Source organism: Staphylococcus sp. Z5-21 (assembly GCF_056529615.1).
In genome coordinates this window covers 2,312,569-2,336,430 of sequence record NZ_CP096462.1, presented here as the reverse complement: position 1 = coordinate 2,336,430, position 23,862 = coordinate 2,312,569, and the positions used below count along the sequence as shown (strand labels likewise).

At 36.0% G+C, this 23,862-nt stretch carries 22 protein-coding genes and 1 other annotated feature; all 22 genes read left to right on the top strand.

All coding sequences use genetic code 11. The features are described from left to right. Positions 1 to 2: 2 nt before the first annotated feature. The 22 genes from M1D64_RS11700 (at position 3) to fusA (ending at position 23,814) form a co-directional block, all read left to right on the top strand. The gene (locus tag M1D64_RS11700; protein ID WP_069821684.1) at positions 3 to 1,061 is read left to right on the top strand and encodes a PIN/TRAM domain-containing protein; all 1,059 of its coding nucleotides are present in this window, start codon (positions 3 to 5) and stop codon (positions 1,059 to 1,061) included. Between the two features lie 417 nt (positions 1,062 to 1,478). Further along, positions 1,479 to 2,933 carry a glutamate--tRNA ligase gene (gene gltX, locus M1D64_RS11695; protein ID WP_002484175.1) on the top strand — a complete coding sequence of 485 codons (1,455 nt, stop codon included), beginning with the start codon at positions 1,479 to 1,481 and terminating at the stop codon, positions 2,931 to 2,933. Between the two features lie 346 nt (positions 2,934 to 3,279). Next, positions 3,280 to 3,921 carry a serine O-acetyltransferase gene (gene cysE / locus M1D64_RS11690; RefSeq protein ID WP_041079568.1) on the top strand — a complete coding sequence of 214 codons (642 nt, stop codon included), beginning with the start codon at positions 3,280 to 3,282 and terminating at the stop codon, positions 3,919 to 3,921. Next, complete coding sequence (cysS, locus tag M1D64_RS11685) at positions 3,905 to 5,305, top strand: cysteine--tRNA ligase (RefSeq protein WP_002484173.1); 1,401 nt, start codon at positions 3,905 to 3,907, stop codon at positions 5,303 to 5,305. Before cysE ends, cysS begins: the two co-directional genes overlap by 17 nt. 1 nt (position 5,306) lies before the next feature. Then, a complete protein-coding gene (locus M1D64_RS11680; RefSeq protein WP_011303846.1) occupies positions 5,307 to 5,693 on the top strand; it encodes a Mini-ribonuclease 3 in 387 nt (128 codons plus the stop codon). A 7-nt stretch (positions 5,694 to 5,700) separates the two neighbouring features. Continuing rightward, complete coding sequence (gene rlmB, locus M1D64_RS11675) at positions 5,701 to 6,450, top strand: 23S rRNA (guanosine(2251)-2'-O)-methyltransferase RlmB (protein ID WP_002484171.1); 750 nt, start codon at positions 5,701 to 5,703, stop codon at positions 6,448 to 6,450. Beyond that, the gene (locus M1D64_RS11670) at positions 6,447 to 6,968 is read left to right on the top strand and encodes an NYN domain-containing protein (RefSeq protein ID WP_011303845.1); all 522 of its coding nucleotides are present in this window, start codon (positions 6,447 to 6,449) and stop codon (positions 6,966 to 6,968) included. The genes rlmB and M1D64_RS11670 overlap by 4 nt, the downstream gene beginning before the upstream one ends. A gap of 74 nt (positions 6,969 to 7,042) precedes the next feature. Next, the gene (locus tag M1D64_RS11665) at positions 7,043 to 7,618 is read left to right on the top strand and encodes an RNA polymerase sigma factor (RefSeq protein WP_002484169.1); all 576 of its coding nucleotides are present in this window, start codon (positions 7,043 to 7,045) and stop codon (positions 7,616 to 7,618) included. A gap of 130 nt (positions 7,619 to 7,748) precedes the next feature. After that, positions 7,749 to 7,892 (top strand): 50S ribosomal protein L33, encoded by a 144-nt coding sequence (gene rpmG, locus M1D64_RS11660; protein ID WP_037539105.1) that lies wholly within the window; start codon positions 7,749 to 7,751, stop codon positions 7,890 to 7,892. 128 nt (positions 7,893 to 8,020) lie between these two features. Continuing rightward, positions 8,021 to 8,200, top strand: a complete 180-nt coding sequence (gene secE / locus M1D64_RS11655) for a preprotein translocase subunit SecE (protein ID WP_002484168.1) — start codon at positions 8,021 to 8,023, stop codon at positions 8,198 to 8,200. Between the two features lie 14 nt (positions 8,201 to 8,214). After that, the gene (gene nusG, locus M1D64_RS11650) at positions 8,215 to 8,763 is read left to right on the top strand and encodes a transcription termination/antitermination protein NusG (RefSeq protein ID WP_011303841.1); all 549 of its coding nucleotides are present in this window, start codon (positions 8,215 to 8,217) and stop codon (positions 8,761 to 8,763) included. A gap of 454 nt (positions 8,764 to 9,217) precedes the next feature. Beyond that, the gene (rplK, locus tag M1D64_RS11645; RefSeq protein ID WP_002484165.1) at positions 9,218 to 9,640 is read left to right on the top strand and encodes a 50S ribosomal protein L11; all 423 of its coding nucleotides are present in this window, start codon (positions 9,218 to 9,220) and stop codon (positions 9,638 to 9,640) included. A gap of 231 nt (positions 9,641 to 9,871) precedes the next feature. Continuing rightward, on the top strand, positions 9,872 to 10,567 hold the full coding sequence (rplA, locus tag M1D64_RS11640; protein ID WP_002484164.1) for a 50S ribosomal protein L1: 696 nt from the start codon (positions 9,872 to 9,874) through the stop codon (positions 10,565 to 10,567). 83 nt (positions 10,568 to 10,650) lie between these two features. Next, positions 10,651 to 10,798, top strand: a sequence feature (ribosomal protein L10 leader region). Between the two features lie 78 nt (positions 10,799 to 10,876). Next, complete coding sequence (gene rplJ / locus M1D64_RS11635; RefSeq protein ID WP_002484163.1) at positions 10,877 to 11,386, top strand: 50S ribosomal protein L10; 510 nt, start codon at positions 10,877 to 10,879, stop codon at positions 11,384 to 11,386. A gap of 41 nt (positions 11,387 to 11,427) precedes the next feature. Continuing rightward, entirely contained in the window at positions 11,428 to 11,796 is a 369-nt protein-coding gene (gene rplL / locus M1D64_RS11630) for a 50S ribosomal protein L7/L12 (protein ID WP_002484162.1), read from the top strand. 225 nt (positions 11,797 to 12,021) lie between these two features. Further along, on the top strand, positions 12,022 to 12,630 hold the full coding sequence (locus M1D64_RS11625) for a class I SAM-dependent methyltransferase (RefSeq protein WP_011303840.1): 609 nt from the start codon (positions 12,022 to 12,024) through the stop codon (positions 12,628 to 12,630). Positions 12,631 to 12,828: 198 nt separating this feature from the next. Beyond that, entirely contained in the window at positions 12,829 to 16,380 is a 3,552-nt protein-coding gene (rpoB, locus tag M1D64_RS11620) for a DNA-directed RNA polymerase subunit beta (protein ID WP_002484159.1), read from the top strand. Between the two features lie 166 nt (positions 16,381 to 16,546). Then, the gene (gene rpoC / locus M1D64_RS11615; RefSeq protein WP_002484158.1) at positions 16,547 to 20,143 is read left to right on the top strand and encodes a DNA-directed RNA polymerase subunit beta'; all 3,597 of its coding nucleotides are present in this window, start codon (positions 16,547 to 16,549) and stop codon (positions 20,141 to 20,143) included. A gap of 157 nt (positions 20,144 to 20,300) precedes the next feature. Next, positions 20,301 to 20,555, top strand: a complete 255-nt coding sequence (locus M1D64_RS11610) for a ribosomal L7Ae/L30e/S12e/Gadd45 family protein (RefSeq protein WP_129335061.1) — start codon at positions 20,301 to 20,303, stop codon at positions 20,553 to 20,555. Positions 20,556 to 20,649: 94 nt separating this feature from the next. Further along, positions 20,650 to 21,063: a 30S ribosomal protein S12 gene (gene rpsL / locus M1D64_RS11605; RefSeq protein WP_002484156.1), complete on the top strand. Its 414-nt coding sequence runs from the start codon at positions 20,650 to 20,652 to the stop codon at positions 21,061 to 21,063. A gap of 70 nt (positions 21,064 to 21,133) precedes the next feature. Further along, positions 21,134 to 21,604 carry a 30S ribosomal protein S7 gene (rpsG, locus tag M1D64_RS11600; RefSeq protein WP_002484155.1) on the top strand — a complete coding sequence of 157 codons (471 nt, stop codon included), beginning with the start codon at positions 21,134 to 21,136 and terminating at the stop codon, positions 21,602 to 21,604. A 119-nt stretch (positions 21,605 to 21,723) separates the two neighbouring features. Continuing rightward, complete coding sequence (gene fusA, locus M1D64_RS11595) at positions 21,724 to 23,814, top strand: elongation factor G (protein WP_002484154.1); 2,091 nt, start codon at positions 21,724 to 21,726, stop codon at positions 23,812 to 23,814. Positions 23,815 to 23,862 lie beyond the last annotated feature (48 nt).

The following is a 23,862-nucleotide window of genomic DNA, read 5'->3' as shown; positions in this document are numbered from 1 at the left end:
TTGTGAACATGATAAGACTTATTGTTATCTTGTGCTATATCATTTTAGGTGCAAGTATAGGTGTATACCTTTTGCCAGAAATCTTTGATGATATAGGGCTAGGTAATATATCATTATTAACTAATACGTATTTTAATGGACTACTAGGTATTATAATTTTCTTTTTAATATTTGGTTGGTTTATTAAAAAAGCAACACTTGCTTTAAAAGAATTAGAACGAACAATTATGCGTCAAAGCGCAGTAGAAATTTTATTTGCTACAATTGGACTAATGATAGGCTTACTGATTTCAGTTATGATATCTTTTATATTCCAAATTATCGGCAACAACATCATCAATCATTTTGTACCAATCATTATTACAATTATTTTAGGTTATTTCGGCTTCCAATTTGGTTTGCGAAAACGTGACGAAATGTTGCTATTTTTACCAGAAAATATGGCGCGTTCTATGTCTATCAATGCACGAAACGCAGTGCCAAAGATTATAGATACAAGTGCAATTATAGATGGCCGAATTTTAGACATTATTGAATGTGGATTTATTGATGGTGAAATATTAATTCCTCAAGGTGTAATCAACGAACTTCAAGTCGTTGCGGACGCCAATGATAGTGTGAAACGTGAGAAAGGTCAACGTGGTTTAGATATATTAAACTCTTTATATGATACAAATCATCCGACTAGAATTATTCATCCGACGAAAACGCATAGCGATATTGATGCATTGTTAATTAAATTAGCGCAACATTATAGAGCGCACATTATAACGACAGATTTTAATTTAAATAAAGTATGTCATGTGCAAGGAATCCAAGCACTTAATGTGAATGATTTATCTGAAGCAATCAAGCCCTCTGTACATCAAGGTGACCGATTCAGTCTATTACTTACAAAAATGGGTAAAGAGTCTGGGCAAGCAGTTGGTTATTTAGACGATGGAACGATGGTTGTTGTGGATAACGCTAAAAAACACATTGGCGAACATATCGATTTAGAAGTGATTAGCTTATTACAAACTTCATCGGGTAGAATTATTTTTGCGAAAAAATTAAATTAAAATGTAGGGTTTCATGTGAAACTGTAGCAAATGTTGTTACAGTTTCGTGTGGAGCCTTTTTTATATTTAAAAATATAGACAAAGTCATGGTTAATTTAAGCACAGCAATATCATATTAGCGGTTAAAGTGCTACAATAGATAGCGAAATTGTATTTCTAAAAAAGGAATGTCACATAATCAATTATTGTGTGATGCTTGGAGCAGACTTTGGTAAGAGATACTTTAAAAAATAATAAGCTATGGTATGATTAATAAGCGATAAATAATAAACTTATTAATGGTTGAGCGGTATTTTTTTATAAATGATAAGTAGATAAAAGATATGCGTTCGGCTTATTTATTGCGTTTGTGAAACGCATTTTACATTAATAACGTATGTTGAAAATAATTAATATGATAAAACGGGAGTGAACATAATGAGTGATCGTGTAAGAGTGAGATACGCACCAAGTCCAACTGGATATTTGCATATCGGTAATGCAAGAACTGCATTATTTAACTATTTATTTGCTAAACATTATGATGGTGATTTTGTAATTCGTATTGAAGATACGGATAGTAAGCGTAATTTAGTTGATGGAGAATCATCACAATTTGATAACTTAAAATGGTTAGGTATCGAATGGGATGAATCTGTTGATAAAGATAAAGGTTATGGACCGTATCGTCAGTCTGAACGTGCAGAAATTTATAATCCGCTGATTCAACAATTATTGGATGAAGACAAAGCTTACAAATGTTATATGACTGAAGACGAATTAGAAGAAGAGCGTCAACAGCAAATCGAACGTGGTGAAATGCCGCGTTATGGTGGTAAACATGCACATTTAACTGAAGAAGAACGTCAACAATTTGAAGCGGAAGGTCGCAAACCTTCAATTCGTTTCCGTGTACCTAAAGATACGACATATTCATTTGATGATATGGTTAAAGGTGAAATTTCATTTGATTCAAATAACATGGGTGACTGGGTCATTGTTAAAAAAGATGGTATCCCAACGTATAACTTTGCGGTAGCTATCGATGACCATTACATGGAAATTTCAGATGTTATTCGTGGTGATGACCATATTTCAAACACACCAAAACAATTAATGATTTATGAAACATTTGGTTGGGAAGCACCAAGATTTGCACATATGTCACTTATCGTAAACGAAGAACGTAAAAAATTAAGTAAACGTGACGGTCAAATCCTACAGTTTATCGAGCAATATCGTGATTTAGGATATTTACCTGAAGCATTATTTAACTTTATTACATTGTTAGGTTGGTCACCAGAAGGCGAAGATGAAATTTATTCTAAAGAAGACTTTATTAAAATCTTTGATGAAAAACGCCTATCTAAATCGCCAGCATTTTTCGATAAACAGAAACTTGCATGGGTTAATAATCAATATATGAAACAAAAAGATACTGAAACAGTATTTGAATTAGCTTTACCTCACTTAATTAAAGCTGAATTGTTACCGGAAAATCCAAGTGAAGCGGACCTAGATTGGGGACGTAAACTTGTTTCACTTTATCAAAAAGAAATGAGCTATGCTGGAGAAATTGTACCGTTATCGGAATTATTCTTCCGTGATGAACAAACATTAGGTGACGATGAGCAAGAAGTTATTGCAGGTGAGCAAGTACCAGAATTGATGAACCATTTATATAGTAAATTAGAAGCACTTGAACCATTTGAAGCTGCTGAAATTAAAAAAACGATTAAAGAAGTTCAAAAAGAAACGGGTATCAAAGGTAAACAATTATTTATGCCTATCCGTGTTGCTGTTACTGGTCAAATGCATGGCCCAGAATTACCAAATACAATTGAAGTATTAGGTAAAGATAAAGTATTATCACGTTTGAAAAAATATGTATAAATAAGCGTTGAGTATTGTAAAGGTTGTGTTAAATAGATAACACTTGAAAAATTACAATAAACAACCTATGATTAACATTGAAATCAGCAAAGGATTAGTATGTGATGGACGGTGTCAAGAGAGTGTGCGGTAGCTGTGAGCACATCACTTAAATTACAGAATGCACCTTTGTGCAAATAAAGTGAATAACTTAAATGAGAATTATAAGGAATAGACTTGATATCAATCATTACAAAGTTTGATTTAGGCAATTGCTTATATAAAATGAGAGTGGAACCGTGCAAAAGCACCTCTAACAATAAAGTTAGGGGTGCTTTTTTATAAGGAGGTAGCAACCTTGTTTAAGATGTTGAAAAGAATAAAAGACGATGTAAATATGGTGTTTGAACAAGATCCTGCAGCACGTACAACTTTAGAAGTTGTTACTTCATATGCAGGCGTGCATGCGGTCTGGAGTCATTTGATTGCACATGAACTATATAAAAAGAAAAAATATGTCTTAGCGAGATTAATTTCACAAATTACACGCTTTTTTACAGGTATTGAAATTCACCCAGGCGCCCAAATCGGTAGACGTTTATTCATTGACCATGGCATGGGCGTAGTGATTGGAGAAACTTGTCGAATTGGAGATAATGTAACGATTTATCAAGGCGTTACATTAGGCGGTACGGGTAAAGAAAAAGGAAAACGCCATCCAGATATAGGGGATAATGTACTTATTGCTGCGGGAGCAAAAGTACTTGGTAATATTACAATTAATTCAAATGTGAATATCGGTGCGAACTCAGTCGTACTTAATACTGTACCTAGTTATTCAACTGTAGTCGGTATTCCAGGACACATTGTAAAACAAGACGGCAGACGTATTGGCAAAACATTTGATCACCGTAATTTACCTGACCCAATCTACGAGCAATTAAAAGAACTTGAAAAACAACTTGAGAAAACAAGAAATGGAGAGATACAAGATGATTACATTATATAATACATTAACGCGTCAAAAAGAGACGTTTGAACCAATTGAACCTGGTAAAGTTAAAATGTATGTTTGTGGACCAACTGTATATAATTATATTCATATCGGAAATGCACGACCAGCTATCAATTACGATGTAGTAAGAAGATATTTTGAATATCAAGGCTATGAAGTCGTATTTGTTTCAAATTTTACAGATGTAGATGACAAATTAATTAAACGCTCAAAAGAATTGGACGAATCAGTTGAAACGATTGCTGATCGCTACATTGATGCATTCTACGAAGATGTAGGTGCGTTAAATGTAAAAAAAGCAACGTCTAATCCACGTGTTATGAATCATATGGATGACATCATTAACTTTATAAAAGACCTCGTTGATGAAGGTTATGCTTATGAAAGTGGCGGCGATGTTTATTTTAGAACACGAAAATTCCAAGATTACGGTAAATTAAGCCATCAATCTTTAAATGATTTAAAAGTAGGCGCACGTATTGAACAGGGTGAACAGAAGGAAGATGCATTAGATTTTACGTTATGGAAGCAAGCTAAACCAGGTGAAATCAGTTGGGAAAGCCCATTTGGTGAAGGTAGACCTGGCTGGCATATTGAATGTTCAGTAATGGCTTATCATGAATTGGGTGCCACAATTGATATTCATGCGGGTGGTACAGATTTACAGTTCCCACACCATGAAAATGAAATTGCGCAATCAGAGGCGCATAACCACGCGCCGTTTGCGAACTACTGGATGCATAATGGTTTCATCAATATAGATAATGAAAAAATGAGTAAATCATTAGGGAACTTTGTTTTAGTACACGACATTATCAAACAAATTGATCCAGATGTATTACGCTTTTTCATGATTAGTGTACATTATAGAAGCCCTATTAATTATAATATGGAACTTGTCGAAGCGGCTAAAAGCGGTTTGGAACGTGTGCGTAACAGCTATCAAGCGATTGAAGAACGTGAAGCAATTGCTACAGATATTGAAGCGCAAAGTGATTATATTGCTGAAATAGATAAAATTTTAGAGCAATTTGAAACCGTTATGAATGATGATTTTAATACAGCGAATGCTATTACTGCTTGGTATGATTTGGCTAAATTAGCAAATAAATACGTGCTAGAAAACACAACGTCTACGAAAGTACTTGGACGTTTTAAAGAAGTTTATCAAATCTTTAGTGATGTACTAGGAGTGCCTTTGAAAGGCAAAGATAGTGATGAACTACTAGATGAAGAAGTCGAAGCGCTGATTGAAGAAAGAAACAATGCAAGAAAAGATAAAGATTTCGCTCGAGCAGATGAAATACGTGATCAACTAAAAGAACAAAATATTATATTAGAAGACACGCCTCAAGGTGTGAGATTTAAACGTGGCTAATATGAATAATAAATTATTAAATCCATTGACACTTGCTTACATGGGTGACGCTGTCTTAGATCAACACGTGAGAGCATATATCGTTTTAAAATTAAAAGCAAAGCCTAATCGTTTACATCAAGAAGCTAAACGCTACGTTTCAGCTAAGAGTCAAGCGCTGACGCTAGAGTCATTAATGGAAAATGAATGGTTTTCAGAAGAAGAATTAGATATCGTGCGTCGAGGTAGAAACGCTAAAAGTTATACCAAAGCAAAAAATACAGATATTCAAACATATAGAAAAAGTTCTGGGCTAGAGGCAATCATTGGTTATTTATATTTAGAAAAAGAAGATGCACGTTTAGCGGCACTATTAGAACAAATTGTACAAATCGTAGACGAAAGGTAGTGATACTATGGAAGAGATTGTAATTGTTGGTCGACATGCAGTAAAAGAAGCTATTGTCTCAGGACATACTATTAATAAAATTCTGATTCAAGATACTATCAAAAAAGGCCAAATCAACGAAATTTTAAAATTAGCGAATAGTAATAAAATTATAGTTCAATCTGTACCGAAATCTAAAATAGATGGATTGTCAGATTCACCTCACCAGGGTGTTGCTGCTTACATTGCTCCATATGAATATGCGGACTTTGATGCATTTGTTGCGCAACAAAAAGCACAAGATAAATTATCAACAGTATTAATTTTAGATGGTTTAGAAGACCCACATAACCTAGGATCAATCTTAAGAACCGCAGATGCTTCAGGTGTTGATGGTGTCATAATTCCTAAGAGACGTTCAGTTGCTTTAACACAAACGGTTGCCAAAGCATCGACGGGCGCTATTCAGCATATACCAGTAATGAGGGTGACTAATTTGGCTAACACGATTGAAACGCTAAAGGATAACGGCTATTGGATTGTTGGTACTGAAGCTGAAAATTCAACGGACTATAGAGAAATGGATGCTGGCATGCCACTAGGTATTGTGATAGGTAGTGAAGGTCAAGGTATGAGCCGTTTAGTTAAAGAAAAATGCGATTTCTATATCAATATTCCAATGGTAGGTCATGTTAACAGTCTAAATGCATCAGTAGCAGCAAGTTTAATGATGTATGAAGTTTTCCGCAAACGTAATTATATCGGAGATAAAGCATGAAAGATCGTTATTTAATCATTGATGGATATAATATGATTGGACAATCGCAAGAATTAAGTCGTATTGCACAAGATAACCTTGAAGAAGCACGTGAACAATTGCTCATTGCTATAGCGAACTATAACGCAGTCATTGCGGATGAAGTTGTCTGCGTATTCGATGCTTATGAACAATCCGGAGCGCCTACAGAATATATGTATCATGGTGTTAAAACGATTTTTACAAAAGAAAAAGAAACTGCAGATAGCTACATTGAACGTTATGTATATGACTTATATGACAAACATACAAGACATATTACAGTGGTTACGAGCGATATGAGTGAGCAACATGCTATTTTTGGTGCAGGTGCATATCGTGTGTCTTCAAGAGAAATGTGGAGAGATTTAAGAGAAAATGAAATTTCTGTATCGAAAAAGCTAGATGGATTTAATGAACAGAAACCCAGAACGCGTATCGAACTTTCAAATGAAATTCTTGAAGAATTTGAAAAATTAAGACGCGGCGATAATCATTAATTATTATAGCGGAGTTTGATTTTTTCAGTCCAACTGCTGTAATCTTTCTTTACTTCAAGGAAAGGATAACAGTAATGACAAGAAATAACCGCATTCCAACTAACACTTTAATTAATGGAGAAAAGAGAACCAAACCAATCGATGTGCCTGAAATTTTTAAAGTCTTAAGCCCAATGATTCGTAGACGTTTATATCATTTTGCTATACATCCAAACGACCAAGAAGATTTGTGTCAAGATGTGCTCGTAAGATTATACTGTGCATTTAAAAAATTTGATTTCACTGATGACACACCTATTGAGCATTATATAAATCGTGTGATTAAAAATGTAAAAAATGATTATATCCGTAAAAAATGCTATGGCAACCAACGACAAGAAATGCTGGTCAATGAATTTATAGTCAATTATCAAAATAGTAAAACAGAACACCCACTTGATAAACATATATTAGCTTTAGAGATAGGAAGTCAATTACAACAAGGATTAATGAAACTGACGGTCTTAGAAAAAAGTATCGTAATCTGTTTACTAAATGACTTTAAGCCGAAAGAAATTGCTGAAACACTAAATATACAAATCAAAGTGGTTTACAATGCGATACATCGTTGTAAAATGAAATTAAGACGCTATTTAGAAAATGAGAAATAGCGCGTGTTTTATTTAATTGTAACGGTCTGAATATATAGCATATCACGTACAAAGACGCTATTGCCGATTGACAATTGACTTAGAAATTATGTATAGTAGATTGGTATTATAATGAGTAAGGGGAAGACGAATGAAAAAAATACCATTGAATTGTGAAGTGTGTGGTAATCGAAATTATAACGTTCCCAAACAGAGTAATCTTGCATCTAGACTGGAATTGAAGAAATATTGTCCGAGATGTAATGCACATACGTTGCATAAAGAATCGAAATAACAAACGACATATTAAATTTACAATTGAGTGAATATGCCCTTCCATTTAAGTTGAGAGTATTGTATTTGCTTGATTTGTTGCATGGAATAAGCAAATAAGGAATAACGAAATATACGGAGGTCTTATAAATGGCTAAAAAAGAGAATTTCTTCCAAGGCGTAAAGTCAGAAATGGAAAAGACAAGTTGGCCAACGAAAGAAGAATTATTTAAATACACAGTCATTGTTGTAGCTACAGTAGTATTTTTCTTAGTATTCTTCTATGCCTTAGACTTAGGAATTGGTAGAATTATAGAGTTAATTAAATAGATAGGAGTGACGACATGTCTGAAGAAGTTGGCGCAAAGCGTTGGTATGCTGTGCATACTTATTCTGGTTATGAGAATAAAGTGAAAAAGAATTTAGAAAAACGTGTTGAATCTATGAATATGACTGAACAAATATTCAGAGTTGTTATACCAGAAGAAGAAGAAACACAAGTTAAAGATGGCAAAGCCAAAACATTAACTAAAAAAACATTCCCAGGATACGTGCTAGTCGAGTTAGTAATGACTGACGAATCGTGGTATATCGTAAGAAATACACCTGGTGTAACAGGATTTGTTGGTTCAGCTGGTGCTGGATCAAAACCAAATCCATTACTTCCTGAAGAAGCACGCTTCATCCTTAAACAAATGGGCATGAAAGAAAAAACAATCGATGTTCAAATTGACTTAGGTGAACAAGTAAGAATTAAATCAGGTCCATTTGCAAATCAAGTTGGTGAAGTTCAAGAAATTGAAGCGGATAAATTCAAACTTACTGTTCTTGTAGACATGTTTGGTAGGGAAACGCCAGTAGAAGTAGAATTTGATCAAGTTGAAAAACTGTAAGGCATATCAGGACGTTGCTACTGGTAGAGGTCATACATAACTTGCAAAAGTTAGAAGTATGACTTTATATACATTATGTACAGCTGATTACAGAATTAATTTAGAAGAAAAAATGAGTTTGGCCTCACGTATTAACAGAAGCTAAAAGCTATAGCATTTTTGGTCTTTGCTAATAGTTTGGGAGGCGGTTGTTGGCTAGATTAAAAAGCCTTTGAAATTAGAGCTTGTTAACACTAGTCATCTTGCTCATGTGGGATACGGGCTTTATTGTAGTGATATTAGATTTATGTTCCGTTCCCAAAATTTTACAAATTACCATTGCTTTATGTAATGGGTTAATGTTATAATACTGTGGTCGCGCTCATAGAGCGTTCATTTCGTCACGAAATGTAGAAGAGTGGGAGGACAAAACTGAGTCCTGTGACCACATCACGATATCAAGGAGGTGCACATCGTGGCTAAAAAAGTAGAAAAAGTTGTTAAATTACAAATTCCTGCAGGTAAAGCAAATCCAGCACCACCAGTTGGTCCAGCATTAGGTCAAGCAGGTGTGAATATTATGGGATTCTGTAAGGAATTCAACGCACGTACACAAGAAGACGCAGGTTTAATTATTCCGGTAGAAATCAGTGTTTATGAAGACCGTTCATTTACATTTATTACAAAAACTCCACCGGCGCCAGTACTACTTAAAAAAGCAGCAGGCGTTGAAAAAGGTTCAGGCGAACCTAACAAAACAAAAGTTGCTACAGTAACTAAAGATCAAGTACGTGAAATTGCAAACCAAAAAATGCAAGATTTAAATGCTGCAGACGAAGAAGCAGCTATGCGTATTATCGAAGGTACTGCTCGTAGTATGGGTATCACAGTTCAATAATATAAATTAGTAATGAAAACATAGATTGACGATAGAAGCAGATGACAGAAATGACAAACATGATGACAGCGTTCAATATTGTCGTAATATGAGGAGAAATGTCATTTATTAAGGAATGTTAATTCCTAAGATAAAATACAATTTTGACCTCACTGTTATCTGCTCTTAACTTGTGAAAGCAAGTAAATGTGGGAGGAAATTCCGCTAAAACCACTAAAGGAGGAACATGAAATGGCTAAAAAAAGCAAAAGATATCAAGAAGCAGCTAGCAAAATCGATCGCTTAAAACACTATAATGTTGAAGAAGCTGTTGAACTAGCTAAAGAAACAAACATCGCTAACTTTGATGCATCAGTTGAAGTAGCATTCCGTTTAGGTATTGATACTCGTAAAAATGATCAACAAATCCGTGGAGCAGTAGTGCTTCCAAATGGTACTGGTAAATCACAACGTGTATTGGTGTTCGCAAAAGGAGACAAAGCAGCAGAAGCTGAAGCAGCAGGTGCTGATTTCGTTGGCGAAGGCGAATATGTAGAAAAAATCCAACAAGGTTGGTTTGACTTTGACGTAGTAGTAGCTACACCAGACATGATGGGCGAAGTTGGTAAACTTGGTCGCGTATTAGGACCTAAAGGTTTAATGCCTAACCCTAAAACTGGAACAGTAACTATGGACGTTAAAAAAGCTGTTGAAGAAATCAAAGCTGGTAAAGTAGAATACCGTGCTGAGAAATCAGGTATTGTTCATGCATCAATTGGTAAAACATCATTTGATACTGACAAACTTGTTGAAAACTTCAAAACTTTACAAGACGTATTAACTAAAGCAAAACCTGCTTCAGCTAAAGGTACGTACTTCAAATCTGTTGCTGTAACTACAACAATGGGTCCTGGAGTTAAAGTTGATACTTCAAGCTTCAAACTATAATCTATAAATAAATGAAAAAGGCTGAAAGGTTTACTTTCAGTCTTTAAAAAAATATTGACATTGTACATTAATTTAGTTATATTGGTTAATGTATTATTTTACCTAAGACAGTAGGAGTTAGTAATAACTTAAAATTTGATCCTACCGAGGCTAAAATTGACTTGAACGTGAAGATTTTAGATCTTTCAAGCACTTTTTGCCGTGGGTAGAAAGTGCTTTTTTTATTGGATAATCTGAGGAACTGACGAACGTCAATCAACAGAACTTCAAAATTAAAAGCACCAAACTAAAATCTATGGAGGTGTCTAAATGTCTGCAATCATCGATGCAAAAAAACAAGAAGTTGATATTATTGCTGAACAACTTAAAAACTCAGTATCTACAGTTATCGTTGACTATCGTGGTCTAAGCGTTGCTGAAGTAACTGAATTACGTTCACAATTACGTGAAGCTGGTGTTGAATACAAAGTATTGAAAAACACTATGGTTCGTCGTGCAGCTCAACAAGCTGGTATTGACGGTTTAGATGAATTCTTAGTAGGTCCTACTGCAGTTGCTACTTCAACAGAAGATGTTGTTGCTCCAGCAAAAGTTATCGCAGGATTTGCAAAAGAACATCAAGCATTAGAAATTAAAACAGGTGTTATGGAAGGCAATGTTATTTCTGCTGAAGAAGTTAACACTGTTGGTACATTACCATCACACGACGGTCTTGTTTCTATGCTTTTATCAGTATTACAAGCTCCAGTACGCAACTTCGCTTATGCAGTTAAAGCTGTTGGAGAAGACAAAGAATCAAAAGAAGAAAGCGCTGAATAATTGCGCATAAACTAATTAAAATTAATGGAGGAATATTAAAAATGGCTAATCAAGAACAAATCATTGAAGCAATTAAAGAAATGTCAGTTTTAGAATTAAATGACTTAGTAAAAGCAATTGAAGAAGAATTTGGTGTAACTGCAGCAGCTCCAGTAGCAGCAGCAGGCGCAGCAGCAGGCGGAGACGCTGAAGCTGAAAAAACTGATTTCGATGTTGAATTAACTTCAGCTGGATCATCTAAAATCAAAGTCGTTAAAGCTGTTAAAGAAGCTACTGGCTTAGGATTAAAAGATGCTAAAGAATTAGTTGACGGAGCTCCTAAAGTAATCAAAGAAGCTTTACCTAAAGAAGAAGCTGAAAAACTTAAAGAAGCATTAGAAGAAGTTGGCGCTACAGTAGAATTAAAATAATTCTAGCTTGCTAACAATTCATAATTATATATTGAGGCTTATCTGCGTTGCTTAATGCAGCAACTACTTCGGTACGTTGGGATTGAGTGCGCTATAGATAGGCTGATATCTTTGAGAAATGAAAACCCCGTTATCCATATAACGGGGTTTTATCTTATTTGATCAATATCCAATCAAACGGGTATAGTATTAATCTAAGAAGAATTAGATTAAAGAGGTGTAGTCATGAATCATTACTATGATGAAAATCCTGAAGTAGAAAGTGATGAGTTGCTTTTTACGTACTCCTACGATAACCATGATTTAGAACTAATAACAGATTCAGGTGTATTTTCTAAAGGGAAAATAGACTTCGGCTCTGATTTATTAGTGACAACATTTTTGAAAGCATATCCCCCTGGTCCCACGAAGAAAATTATAGACGTTGGTTGTGGCTATGGCCCTATCGGTTTAATGATTGCAAAAGTTTCCCCACATCACGAAGTGACAATGGTTGATATTAACCAAAGAGCACTATCATTATCAAGAAAAAATAAAAAAAGAAACCGTATAGACAATGCTGAGATTATTGAAAGTAATGGTTTATCACAAGTAGAAGATAACACTTATGATTTTGTACTGACTAATCCGCCGATTAGAGCAGGGAAGCAAGTCGTTCACAGTATTTTAGAAGATGCTTTTAATAAATTGAAACAAGGTGGCGCCTTGTATGTAGTAATTCAGAAAAAGCAAGGTATGCCGTCAGCAAAGAAAAAAATGCAAGAAACATTCGATAACGTGGAAGTATTAGAAAAGAGCAAAGGCTACTACATTTTAAGAAGTGTAAAAGGTTGATTAAATAGCTGTATTCTGATATAGTAATAGAATGTAAAAAATTATGTTCAATAAGTGTGTACTTTTACGTATAAATTAACAATGTATATAAAGTGAAATAGAAAATGGTGTCATGAGTATGCTACCGTTTTCTTTTTGTCTAATTATATTGGGTGATTTAGTAAAAGTAAACACGCAATTTTTGAGGGGTGAATCTGTTTGGCAGGTCAATTTGTCCAATATGGAAGACATCGTAAACGTAGAAACTATGCGAGAATTTCAGAGGTATTAGAATTACCGAATTTAATTGAGATTCAAACTAAGTCTTACGATTGGTTCTTAGAAGAAGGTTTATTAGAAATGTTTAGAGACATTTCTCCGATTGAAGATTTCACAGGCAATCTATCTTTAGAGTTTGTAGATTACAGACTTGGAGAACCGAAATATGATTTAGAAGAATCTAAAAACCGTGATACAACGTATTCTGCACCTCTACGTGTTAAAGTGCGTTTGATTATCAAGGAAACTGGCGAAGTAAAAGAACAAGAAGTGTTTATGGGTGATTTCCCATTAATGACAGATACAGGTACATTCGTAATTAACGGTGCTGAACGTGTTATCGTTTCACAATTAGTTCGTTCACCATCCGTATACTTCAATGAAAAACTAGATAAAAATGGTCGTATCAACTTCGATGCTACAATTATTCCAAACCGTGGTGCTTGGTTAGAATATGAAACAGATGCAAAAGATGTTGTTTACGTACGTATTGATAGAACTAGAAAATTACCATTAACAGTATTATTACGTGCTTTAGGTTTCTCTACAGATCAAGAAATCGTTGATCTTTTAGGTGACAATGAGTACTTACGTAATACTTTAGAAAAAGATGGTACAGAAACAACAGATCAAGCGCTATTAGAAATCTATGAGCGTTTACGCCCTGGTGAACCACCTACAGTAGAAAATGCTAAGAGTCTTTTATATTCTCGTTTCTTCGATCCGAAACGTTATGACTTAGCAAGCGTAGGTCGTTACAAAGCAAACAAAAAACTTCATTTAAAACACCGCTTGTTTAATCAAAAATTAGCAGAACCTATTGTTAATACTGAAACAGGTGAAATTGTTGCTGAAGAAGGTACTGTGCTTGATCGTCGTAATCTCGATGAAATCATGGATGTACTGGAAGCAAATGCTAACAGTGAAGTCTTTGAGTTAGAAGGTACAGTGATTGATGAACCTGTTGAAATTCAATCTATTAAAGTTTATGTTCCTAACGATGAAGAAGGACGTACAACGACAGTGATTGGTAATGCATTCCCTGATTCAGAAGTGAAATGTATTACACCAGCAGATATTATTGCATCAATGTCTTACTTCTTTAACTTATTAAGTGGTATTGGCTTCACAGATGATATTGACCACCTTGGTAACCGTCGTCTACGTTCAGTAGGTGAATTGTTACAAAACCAATTCCGTATTGGTTTATCAAGAATGGAACGTGTTGTACGTGAAAGAATGTCTATCCAAGACACTGATTCTGTAACGCCACAACAATTAATCAATATTCGTCCAGTGATTGCATCTATCAAAGAATTCTTTGGTAGTTCACAATTATCACAATTCATGGACCAAGCGAATCCGTTAGCTGAGTTAACGCATAAACGTCGTTTATCAGCTCTAGGACCTGGTGGTTTAACGCGTGAACGTGCTCAAATGGAAGTACGTGACGTTCACTATTCTCACTATGGCCGTATGTGTCCAATTGAAACGCCAGAGGGTCCAAACATCGGACTTATTAACTCGTTATCTAGTTATGCGCGTGTAAATGAATTCGGCTTTATTGAAACACCTTACCGTAAAGTGGATCTTGAAACGAATTCAATCACGGATCAAATTGACTATTTAACAGCTGATGAAGAAGATAGCTATGTTGTAGCACAAGCAAACTCAACATTAGACGAAAATGGCCGTTTCACAGCAGACGAAGTTGTTTGTCGTTTCCGTGGTAATAATACAGTTATGGCCAAAGAAAAAATGGATTATATGGATGTCTCACCTAAACAAGTTGTTTCTGCAGCGACAGCATGTATTCCTTTCTTAGAAAACGATGACTCTAACCGTGCATTGATGGGTGCGAACATGCAACGTCAAGCAGTGCCATTGATGAATCCAGAATCACCATTTGTAGGTACAGGTATGGAGCACGTGGCAGCACGTGACTCTGGTGCAGCAATTGTTGCAAAACGTAAAGGTCGCGTTGAGCACGTTGAATCTAATGAAATTCTTGTTCGTCAACTTATCGAAGAAGACGGTCAAGAATACGAAGGCGAATTAGATCGCTATCCATTAGCTAAATTCAAACGTTCAAATACGGGTACTTGTTATAACCAAAGACCTATCGTTGCTTCTGGTGACGTAGTAACTAAAGGTGAAATTTTAGCCGATGGTCCTTCAATGGAACTTGGTGAAATGGCATTAGGTAGAAACGTAGTTGTTGGTTTCATGACTTGGGACGGTTACAACTATGAGGATGCTGTTATTATGAGTGAACGCCTAGTTAAAGATGACGTATATACGTCTATTCATATTGAAGAGTATGAATCAGAGGCGCGTGATACGAAACTAGGACCTGAAGAAATCACTCGCGATATTCCTAACGTTTCTGACAGTGCACTTAAAAACTTAGATGACCGTGGTATTGTATACGTCGGCGCTGAAGTTAATGATGGTGACATTTTAGTAGGTAAAGTAACGCCTAAAGGTGTAACAGAATTAACTGCAGAAGAACGTTTGCTACACGCTATCTTTGGTGAAAAAGCACGTGAAGTTCGCGATACATCGTTACGCGTACCTCATGGTGCAGGTGGTATTGTTCTAGATGTTAAAGTCTTTAACCGTGAAGAAGGAGACGATACATTATCTCCAGGTGTTAACCAATTAGTGCGTGTTTATATCGTTCAAAAACGTAAAATTCACGTAGGAGATAAAATGTGTGGTCGTCATGGTAACAAAGGTGTTATTTCTAAACTTGTTCCTGAAGAAGATATGCCATATCTTCCAGACGGCACACCAATCGATATCATGTTGAACCCACTTGGTGTTCCTTCACGTATGAATATCGGACAAGTATTAGAGCTACACTTAGGTATGGCTGCTAAAAACTTAGGTATTCACGTTGCATCACCAGTATTTGATGGTGCGAGTGATGAAGATGTTTGGTCAACAATTGAAGAAGCTGGTATGGCTCGTGATGGTAAGACAGTATTATACGATGGACGTACGGGTGAACCATTCGATAACAGAATTTCAGTCGGCGTTATGTACATGCTGAAACTTGCACACATGGTTGATGACAAACTACACGCACGTTCAACTGGACCATATTCACTTGTAACGCAACAACCACTTGGTGGTAAAGCACAATTTGGTGGGCAACGTTTCGGTGAAATGGAAGTATGGGCACTTGAAGCTTACGGTGCTGCATATACACTTCAAGAAATTTTAACTTACAAATCCGATGATACAGTAGGTCGTGTGAAAACATATGAATCTATTGTTAAAGGTGAAAATATTACTAAACCAGGTGTTCCTGAATCATTCCGAGTATTGATGAAAGAATTACAAAGTTTAGGACTAGATGTTAAAATTATGGACGAGCATGACAATGAAATTGACATGCAAGATAATGAAGAAGAAGATGTCGTTGAACGTAAAGTGGATCTTCAACAAAAAGATGCTCCACAATCACAAAAAGAAGTTACAGACTAATTGCATTTAAGTTTATAAATGAATATGCCGTGAAGAGCTGTGTGCTTAATTAGTGCACACTCTAAGCGGGCATTTCATTATTGATATAGAGCAATCAATCAATTTGCACAGCTAATCTAAATTGAAGGAGGTAGGCTCCTTGATTGATGTAAATAATTTCCATTATATGAAAATAGGACTTGCTTCACCTGAAAAAATCCGTTCATGGTCTTTTGGTGAGGTTAAAAAGCCAGAAACAATAAACTATCGTACTTTAAAACCAGAAAAAGATGGTCTATTCTGTGAAAGAATATTTGGACCTACAAAAGACTGGGAATGTAGTTGTGGTAAATACAAACGCGTACGTTACAAAGGTATGGTTTGTGATAGATGTGGCGTAGAAGTAACTAAATCTAAAGTGCGCCGTGAAAGAATGGGGCACATTGAATTAGCTGCACCTGTATCACACATTTGGTATTTCAAAGGTATTCCAAGCCGTATGGGTCTATTATTAGACATGTCACCAAGAGCGTTAGAAGAAGTTATTTACTTTGCTTCATACGTTGTTGTTAATCCAGGACCAACTGGATTAGAGAAAAAGACATTATTATCTGAAGCTGAATTCAGAGAATACTATGATAAATTCCCTGGTAAATTCACAGCTAAAATGGGTGCTGAAGGTATCAAAGAATTACTTGAAGAAATTGATTTAGATGCTGAACTCAAGCACTTACGTGATGAGTTAGAATCAGCTACTGGTCAAAGACTTACTCGTGCAATTAAACGTTTAGAAGTTGTTGAATCATTCAGACATTCTGGTAACAACCCAGCATGGATGATCTTAGACGTACTTCCAATTATCCCACCAGAAATCAGACCAATGGTTCAATTAGATGGTGGACGTTTTGCGACAAGTGATTTAAATGATTTATACCGCCGTGTTATCAACCGTAACAACCGTTTGAAACGTTTATTAGACTTAGGTGCTCCTGGCATCATCGTACAAAATGAAAAACGTATGTTACAAGAGGCTGTTGACGCACTTATTGATAATGGTCGTCGTGGCCGTCCAGTAACTGGTCCAGGTAACCGTCCATTAAAATCACTTTCACACATGTTAAAAGGTAAACAAGGTCGTTTCCGTCAAAACTTATTAGGTAAACGTGTTGACTATTCAGGTCGTTCAGTTATTGCAGTTGGACCTAGCTTGAAAATGTATCAATGTGGACTACCTAAAGAAATGGCACTTGAATTGTTCAAACCTTTCATTATGAAAGAATTAGTTCAACGTGAAATTGCGACAAACATCAAAAACGCGAAAAGTAAAATTGAGCGCATGGATGATGAAGTATGGGATGTATTAGAAGATGTTATTAAAGAACACCCAGTTCTTTTAAACCGTGCACCTACACTTCACAGATTAGGTATCCAAGCATTTGAACCTACACTTGTTGAAGGTCGTGCGATCCGTCTACATCCACTTGCTACAACAGCTTATAATGCCGACTTTGATGGTGACCAAATGGCTGTTCACGTACCATTATCTAAAGAAGCTCAAGCTGAAGCGCGTATGTTAATGTTAGCAGCGCAAAACATCTTGAACCCTAAAGATGGTAAACCAGTTGTTACACCATCACAAGATATGGTATTAGGTAACTATTACCTTACATTAGAGCGTAAAGAAGCAGTGAATACAGGTACGATTTATAATGATACGAACGAAGTACTAAAAGCTTATGCAAATGGCTACGTTCACTTGCATACAAGAATTGGTGTACACGCAGCATCATTCAATAATCCTACTTTCACTGAAGAACAAAACAAAAAAATCTTACTAACGTCTGTTGGTAAAGTAATATTTAATGAAATCATTCCTGATTCATTTGCATATATCAATGAACCAACACAAACGAACTTGGAAAATAAAACACCTGAGAAATATTTCATTGCACCAACTGAAATTGGTGAAGAAGGCTTGAAAGCTTACTTTGATGAACAACCGTTAATCAAACCTTTCAATAAGAATTTCCTAGGAAATGTTATTGCAGAAGTGTTCAACCGTTTCAGCATCACTGATACGTCAATGATGTTAGATAGAATGAAAGACTTAGGATTCAAGTTCTCATCTAAAGCAGGTATCACTGTTGGTGTATCTGATATTGTGGTACTACCAGACAAACAAGATATCTTAGATGAACATGAAAAACTCGTTGAAAAAGTAACGAAACAATTTAATCGTGGTTTAATCACTGATTTTGAACGTTACAACGCAGTAATCGAAATTTGGACAGATGCCAAAGATCAAATTCAAAACGAATTGATGGGCTCACTAGAAGAAACAAACCCTATCTTTATGATGAGTGACTCTGGTGCCCGTGGTAACGCGTCTAACTTTACACAGTTAGCAGGTATGCGTGGACTTATGGCTGCGCCTTCTGGTGAAATTATCGAATTGCCAATCACGTCTTCATTCCGTGAAGGTTTAACAGTGTTAGAATACTTCATCTCTACTCACGGTGCGCGTAAAGGTCTTGCCGATACAGCACTTAAAACAGCCGATTCTGGTTATCTTACTCGTCGACTTGTTGACGTTGCTCAAGATGTTATTGTACGTGAGGAAGATTGTGGTACTGACCGTGGTTTACTTGTTTCAGATATCAAAGAAGGTACTGAAATGATTGAACCATTCATCGAACGTATTGAAGGTCGTTATTCTAAAGAAACAATTCGTCATCCAGAAACAAATGAAGTAATTGTTAATCCTGACGAATTAGTAACTGCAGAAATCGCTAAGAAAATTACTGATGCTGGTATTGAGGAAATGTATATCCGTTCAGCATTTACATGTAACACACGTCATGGTGTATGTGAAAAATGTTACGGTAAAAACCTTGCAACTGGTGAAAAAGTTGAAGTTGGTGAAGCAGTTGGTACAATTGCTGCCCAATCAATTGGTGAACCAGGTACACAGCTTACAATGCGTACATTCCATACAGGTGGTGTAGCAGGTAGCGATATCACACAAGGTCTTCCTCGTATCCAAGAGATCTTCGAAGCACGTAATCCTAAAGGTCAAGCCGTGATTACTGAAATCGAAGGTGTTGTTGATGACATCAAATTAGCGAAAGATCGCCAACAAGAAATTGTAATTAAAGGCGCTAATGAAACGAAATCTTATCTAGCTTCTGGTACTTCAAGATTGAAAGTAGAAGTTGGACAAAGTGTTGAACGTGGTGAAGTTCTAACAGAAGGTTCAATTGAGCCTAAGAACTATTTATCTGTATCAGGTTTAAATGCAACAGAAAGTTATTTACTAAAAGAAGTTCAAAAAGTTTACCGTATGCAAGGTGTTGAAATCGATGATAAACACGTTGAGGTTATGGTTAGACAAATGTTACGTAAAGTACGTATCATTGAAGCTGGAGATACTAAGTTACTTCCAGGTTCATTAGTAGATATTCATAACTTTACTGATGCCAACCGTGAAGCATTTAAAGAACGTAAACGTCCTGCAACAGCTAAACCAGTATTACTAGGTATTACGAAAGCGTCTCTTGAAACTGAAAGCTTCTTATCAGCGGCTTCATTCCAAGAAACAACACGTGTACTTACTGATGCTGCAATTAAAGGTAAACGTGATAACTTACTCGGTCTTAAAGAGAATGTTATTATCGGTAAATTAATTCCAGCTGGTACAGGTATGAGACGTTATAGAGATGTTGAATACGATAAAGCTGCACCAGAAACTGAAATTGTAGAAGAAGTGCAAACTACTGAAATATAATTTTGAGTTAAATAAACAAGGTGGTCGGAATGCGATTTTCGATCACTTTGTTTTTTAATTATTTTTGCAAAATTATTGGATTTAAAGTTGACTCAGCAGTAATGAAAATGTTATTATTATTAAGGTTGATGCAAGCAGAACTTTGGAGGATATTTATATGTCTAATGAAAAAGTTGCACGCTTTAACAAACAACATTTTGTTATTGGTCTTAAACAAACGCTCAAAGCTTTGAATAAAGATCAAGTTACATCATTGATTATCGCTGAAGACGTAGAAGTTCATCTTATGACTCGCGTGTTGAGCCAAATCAATCACAATCACATACCTCTTTCATTTTTCGAAAGCAAACAAGCTTTAGGGAAATATGTAGGTATAAACGTTAATGTAGCTATTGTTGCATTATTAAAATGAGATTAGTAAGAATGATTCTTACTAAATTTTATTTACCCTTAAAATGAACCACCTGGATGTGTGGGATTATAAATGAGGAAAGGAGGAACTAATCATGCCAACTATTAATCAATTGGTACGCAAACCAAGACAAAGTAAATCAAAAAAATCTGATTCACCAGCATTAAACAGAAATTTTAACAGTAAAAAGAAAAAATTTACTGATTTAAATTCACCACAAAAACGTGGGGTTTGTACTCGTGTCGGTACTATGACACCTAAAAAACCTAACTCAGCGTTACGTAAATATGCGCGTGTTCGTTTGTCTAACAACATTGAAATCAATGCGTATATCCCTGGTATCGGACATAACTTACAAGAACACAGTGTTGTACTTGTACGTGGTGGACGTGTAAAAGACTTACCTGGTGTACGTTACCATATCGTACGTGGTGCACTTGATACTTCAGGTGTTGATGGACGTAGACAAGGCCGTTCATTATACGGAACTAAAAAACCTAAAAAATAAGTTTAAGATTGCGTAAATTTTCGCTATAAAATTTAAAATTATACTATAATAGGAAGGGAGGATTTACATTATGCCTCGTAAAGGATCAGTACCAAAAAGAGACGTATTACCAGATCCAATTCACAACTCTAAATTAGTTACAAAATTGATCAACAAAATTATGTTAGATGGTAAACGTGGAACAGCACAAAGAATTCTTTATTCTGCATTCGACTTAGTTAAAGAACGTAGTGGTCGTGAAGCAGTTGAAGTTTTCGAAGAAGCTATCGATAACATCATGCCAGTATTAGAAGTTAAAGCTCGCCGTGTAGGTGGTTCTAACTATCAAGTACCAGTAGAAGTTCGTCCAGAGCGTCGTACTACATTAGGTCTTCGTTGGTTAGTTAACTATTCGCGTCTTCGTGGTGAAAAAACTATGGAAGAACGTTTAGCTAACGAAATCTTAGATGCTGCTAACAACACTGGTGGAGCAGTTAAGAAACGTGAAGACACACATAAAATGGCTGAAGCTAACAAAGCATTCGCTCACTATCGTTGGTAGGATAGTAGCTTTTTCCCTGAGCATGTTCCACAAAGATAGTTTACTATCACCGGTGCGTGTTTAGGGCATCGCCATATTTAAAGTATTTATTCGCAGTTATACTGGAAGGAGAAAAATACATGGCTAGAGATTTTAGTTTAGATAGAACTCGTAATATCGGTATCATGGCTCACATCGATGCTGGTAAAACAACTACGACTGAACGTATTCTTTACTATACTGGACGTATCCATAAAATTGGTGAAACACACGAAGGTGCTTCACAAATGGACTGGATGGAACAAGAGCAAGACCGCGGTATCACTATCACATCAGCTGCAACGACAGCAGAATGGGATAACCACCGTGTAAACATCATCGATACACCTGGACACGTAGACTTCACTGTTGAAGTTGAACGTTCATTACGTGTACTTGATGGCGCAGTAACAGTATTAGATGCACAATCAGGTGTTGAACCTCAAACTGAAACAGTTTGGCGTCAGGCAACAACTTATGGTGTACCTCGTATTGTTTTCGTTAACAAAATGGACAAATTAGGTGCTAACTTTGAATACTCAGTAAGCACAATTCATGACCGTTTACAAGCTAACGCGCAACCAATTCAGTTACCTATCGGTGCTGAAGATGAATTTGAAGCAATCATCGACTTAGTTGAAATGACATGTTTCAAATACACAAATGACTTAGGAACTGAAATTGAAGAAATTGAAATTCCTGAAGATCATAAAGAAAGAGCTGAAGAAGCTCGTGCAGCATTAGTTGAAGCAGTTGCTGAAACTGACGACGAATTAATGGAAAAATATCTTGGTGATGAAGAAATTTCAATCCCTGAATTGAAAGCTGCTATCCGTAAAGCAACTACTGATGTAGAATTCTACCCAGTTCTTGTTGGTACAGCATTCAAAAACAAAGGTGTTCAATTGATGCTTAATGCAGTAATTGATTATTTACCTTCACCATTAGATGTTAAACCAATTATTGGTCACCGTGCTGATAATCCAGATGAAGAAGTTATCGCAAAAGCTGATGACAATGCTGAGTTCGCTGCTTTAGCGTTCAAAGTAATGACTGACCCTTATGTTGGTAAATTAACATTCTTCCGTGTTTATTCAGGTACATTATCATCAGGTTCATATGTTAAAAACTCTACGAAGAACAAACGTGAACGTGTAGGTCGTTTACTACAAATGCACGCTAACTCTCGTCAAGAGTTAAACACAGTATATTCAGGAGATATCGCTGCTGCGGTAGGCCTTAAAGATACTGGTACTGGTGATACTTTATGTGGTGAGAAAAATGACATCATCTTGGAATCTATGGATTTCCCAGAGCCTGTTATTCACTTATCAGTTGAACCAAAATCTAAAGCGGACCAAGACAAAATGACTACTGCTTTAGTTAAGTTACAAGAAGAAGATCCTACATTCCATGCACACACAGACGATGAAACTGGACAAGTTATCATTGGTGGTATGGGTGAGCTTCACTTAGATATCTTAGTAGACCGTATGAAGAAAGAATTTAACGTTGAATGTAACGTTGGTGCGCCAATGGTTTCATACCGTGAAACATTTAAATCATCAGCTGAAGTTCAAGGTAAATTCGCTCGTCAATCAGGTGGTCGTGGTCAATATGGTGACGTTAAAATTGAATTCTCACCTAATGAAACAGGTGCCGGTTTCGAATTCGAAAACGCTATCGTTGGTGGTGTAATTCCACGTGAATACATTCCATCAGTTGAAGCAGGTCTTAAAGATTCAATGGAAAACGGTGTATTAGCTGGATATCCTTTAATCGATATTAAAGCTAGATTATTTGATGGTTCATACCATGATGTCGATTCATCAGAAATGGCCTTCAAAGTCGCTGCATCATTAGCACTTAAAGAAGCTGCTAAAAAATGTGATCCAGTTATCTTAGAACCAATGATGAAAGTAACAATCGAAATGCCTGAAGAGTACATGGGTGACATCATGGGTGACGTAACATCTCGTCGTGGACGTGTTGATGGTATGGAACCTCGTGGTAATGCACAAGTTGTAAATGCTTATGTACCACTTTCAGAAATGTTCGGTTATGCAACATCATTACGTTCAAACACTCAAGGTCGTGGTACTTACACTATGTACTTTGATCACTATGCTGAAGTTCCAAAATCAATTGCTGAAGACATTATCAAGAAAAACAGTGGTAATAAAGCTGAATAATTAAACTTGTTTTGTGGGACAACTGTCTGTACAATACATGTAAAGCTT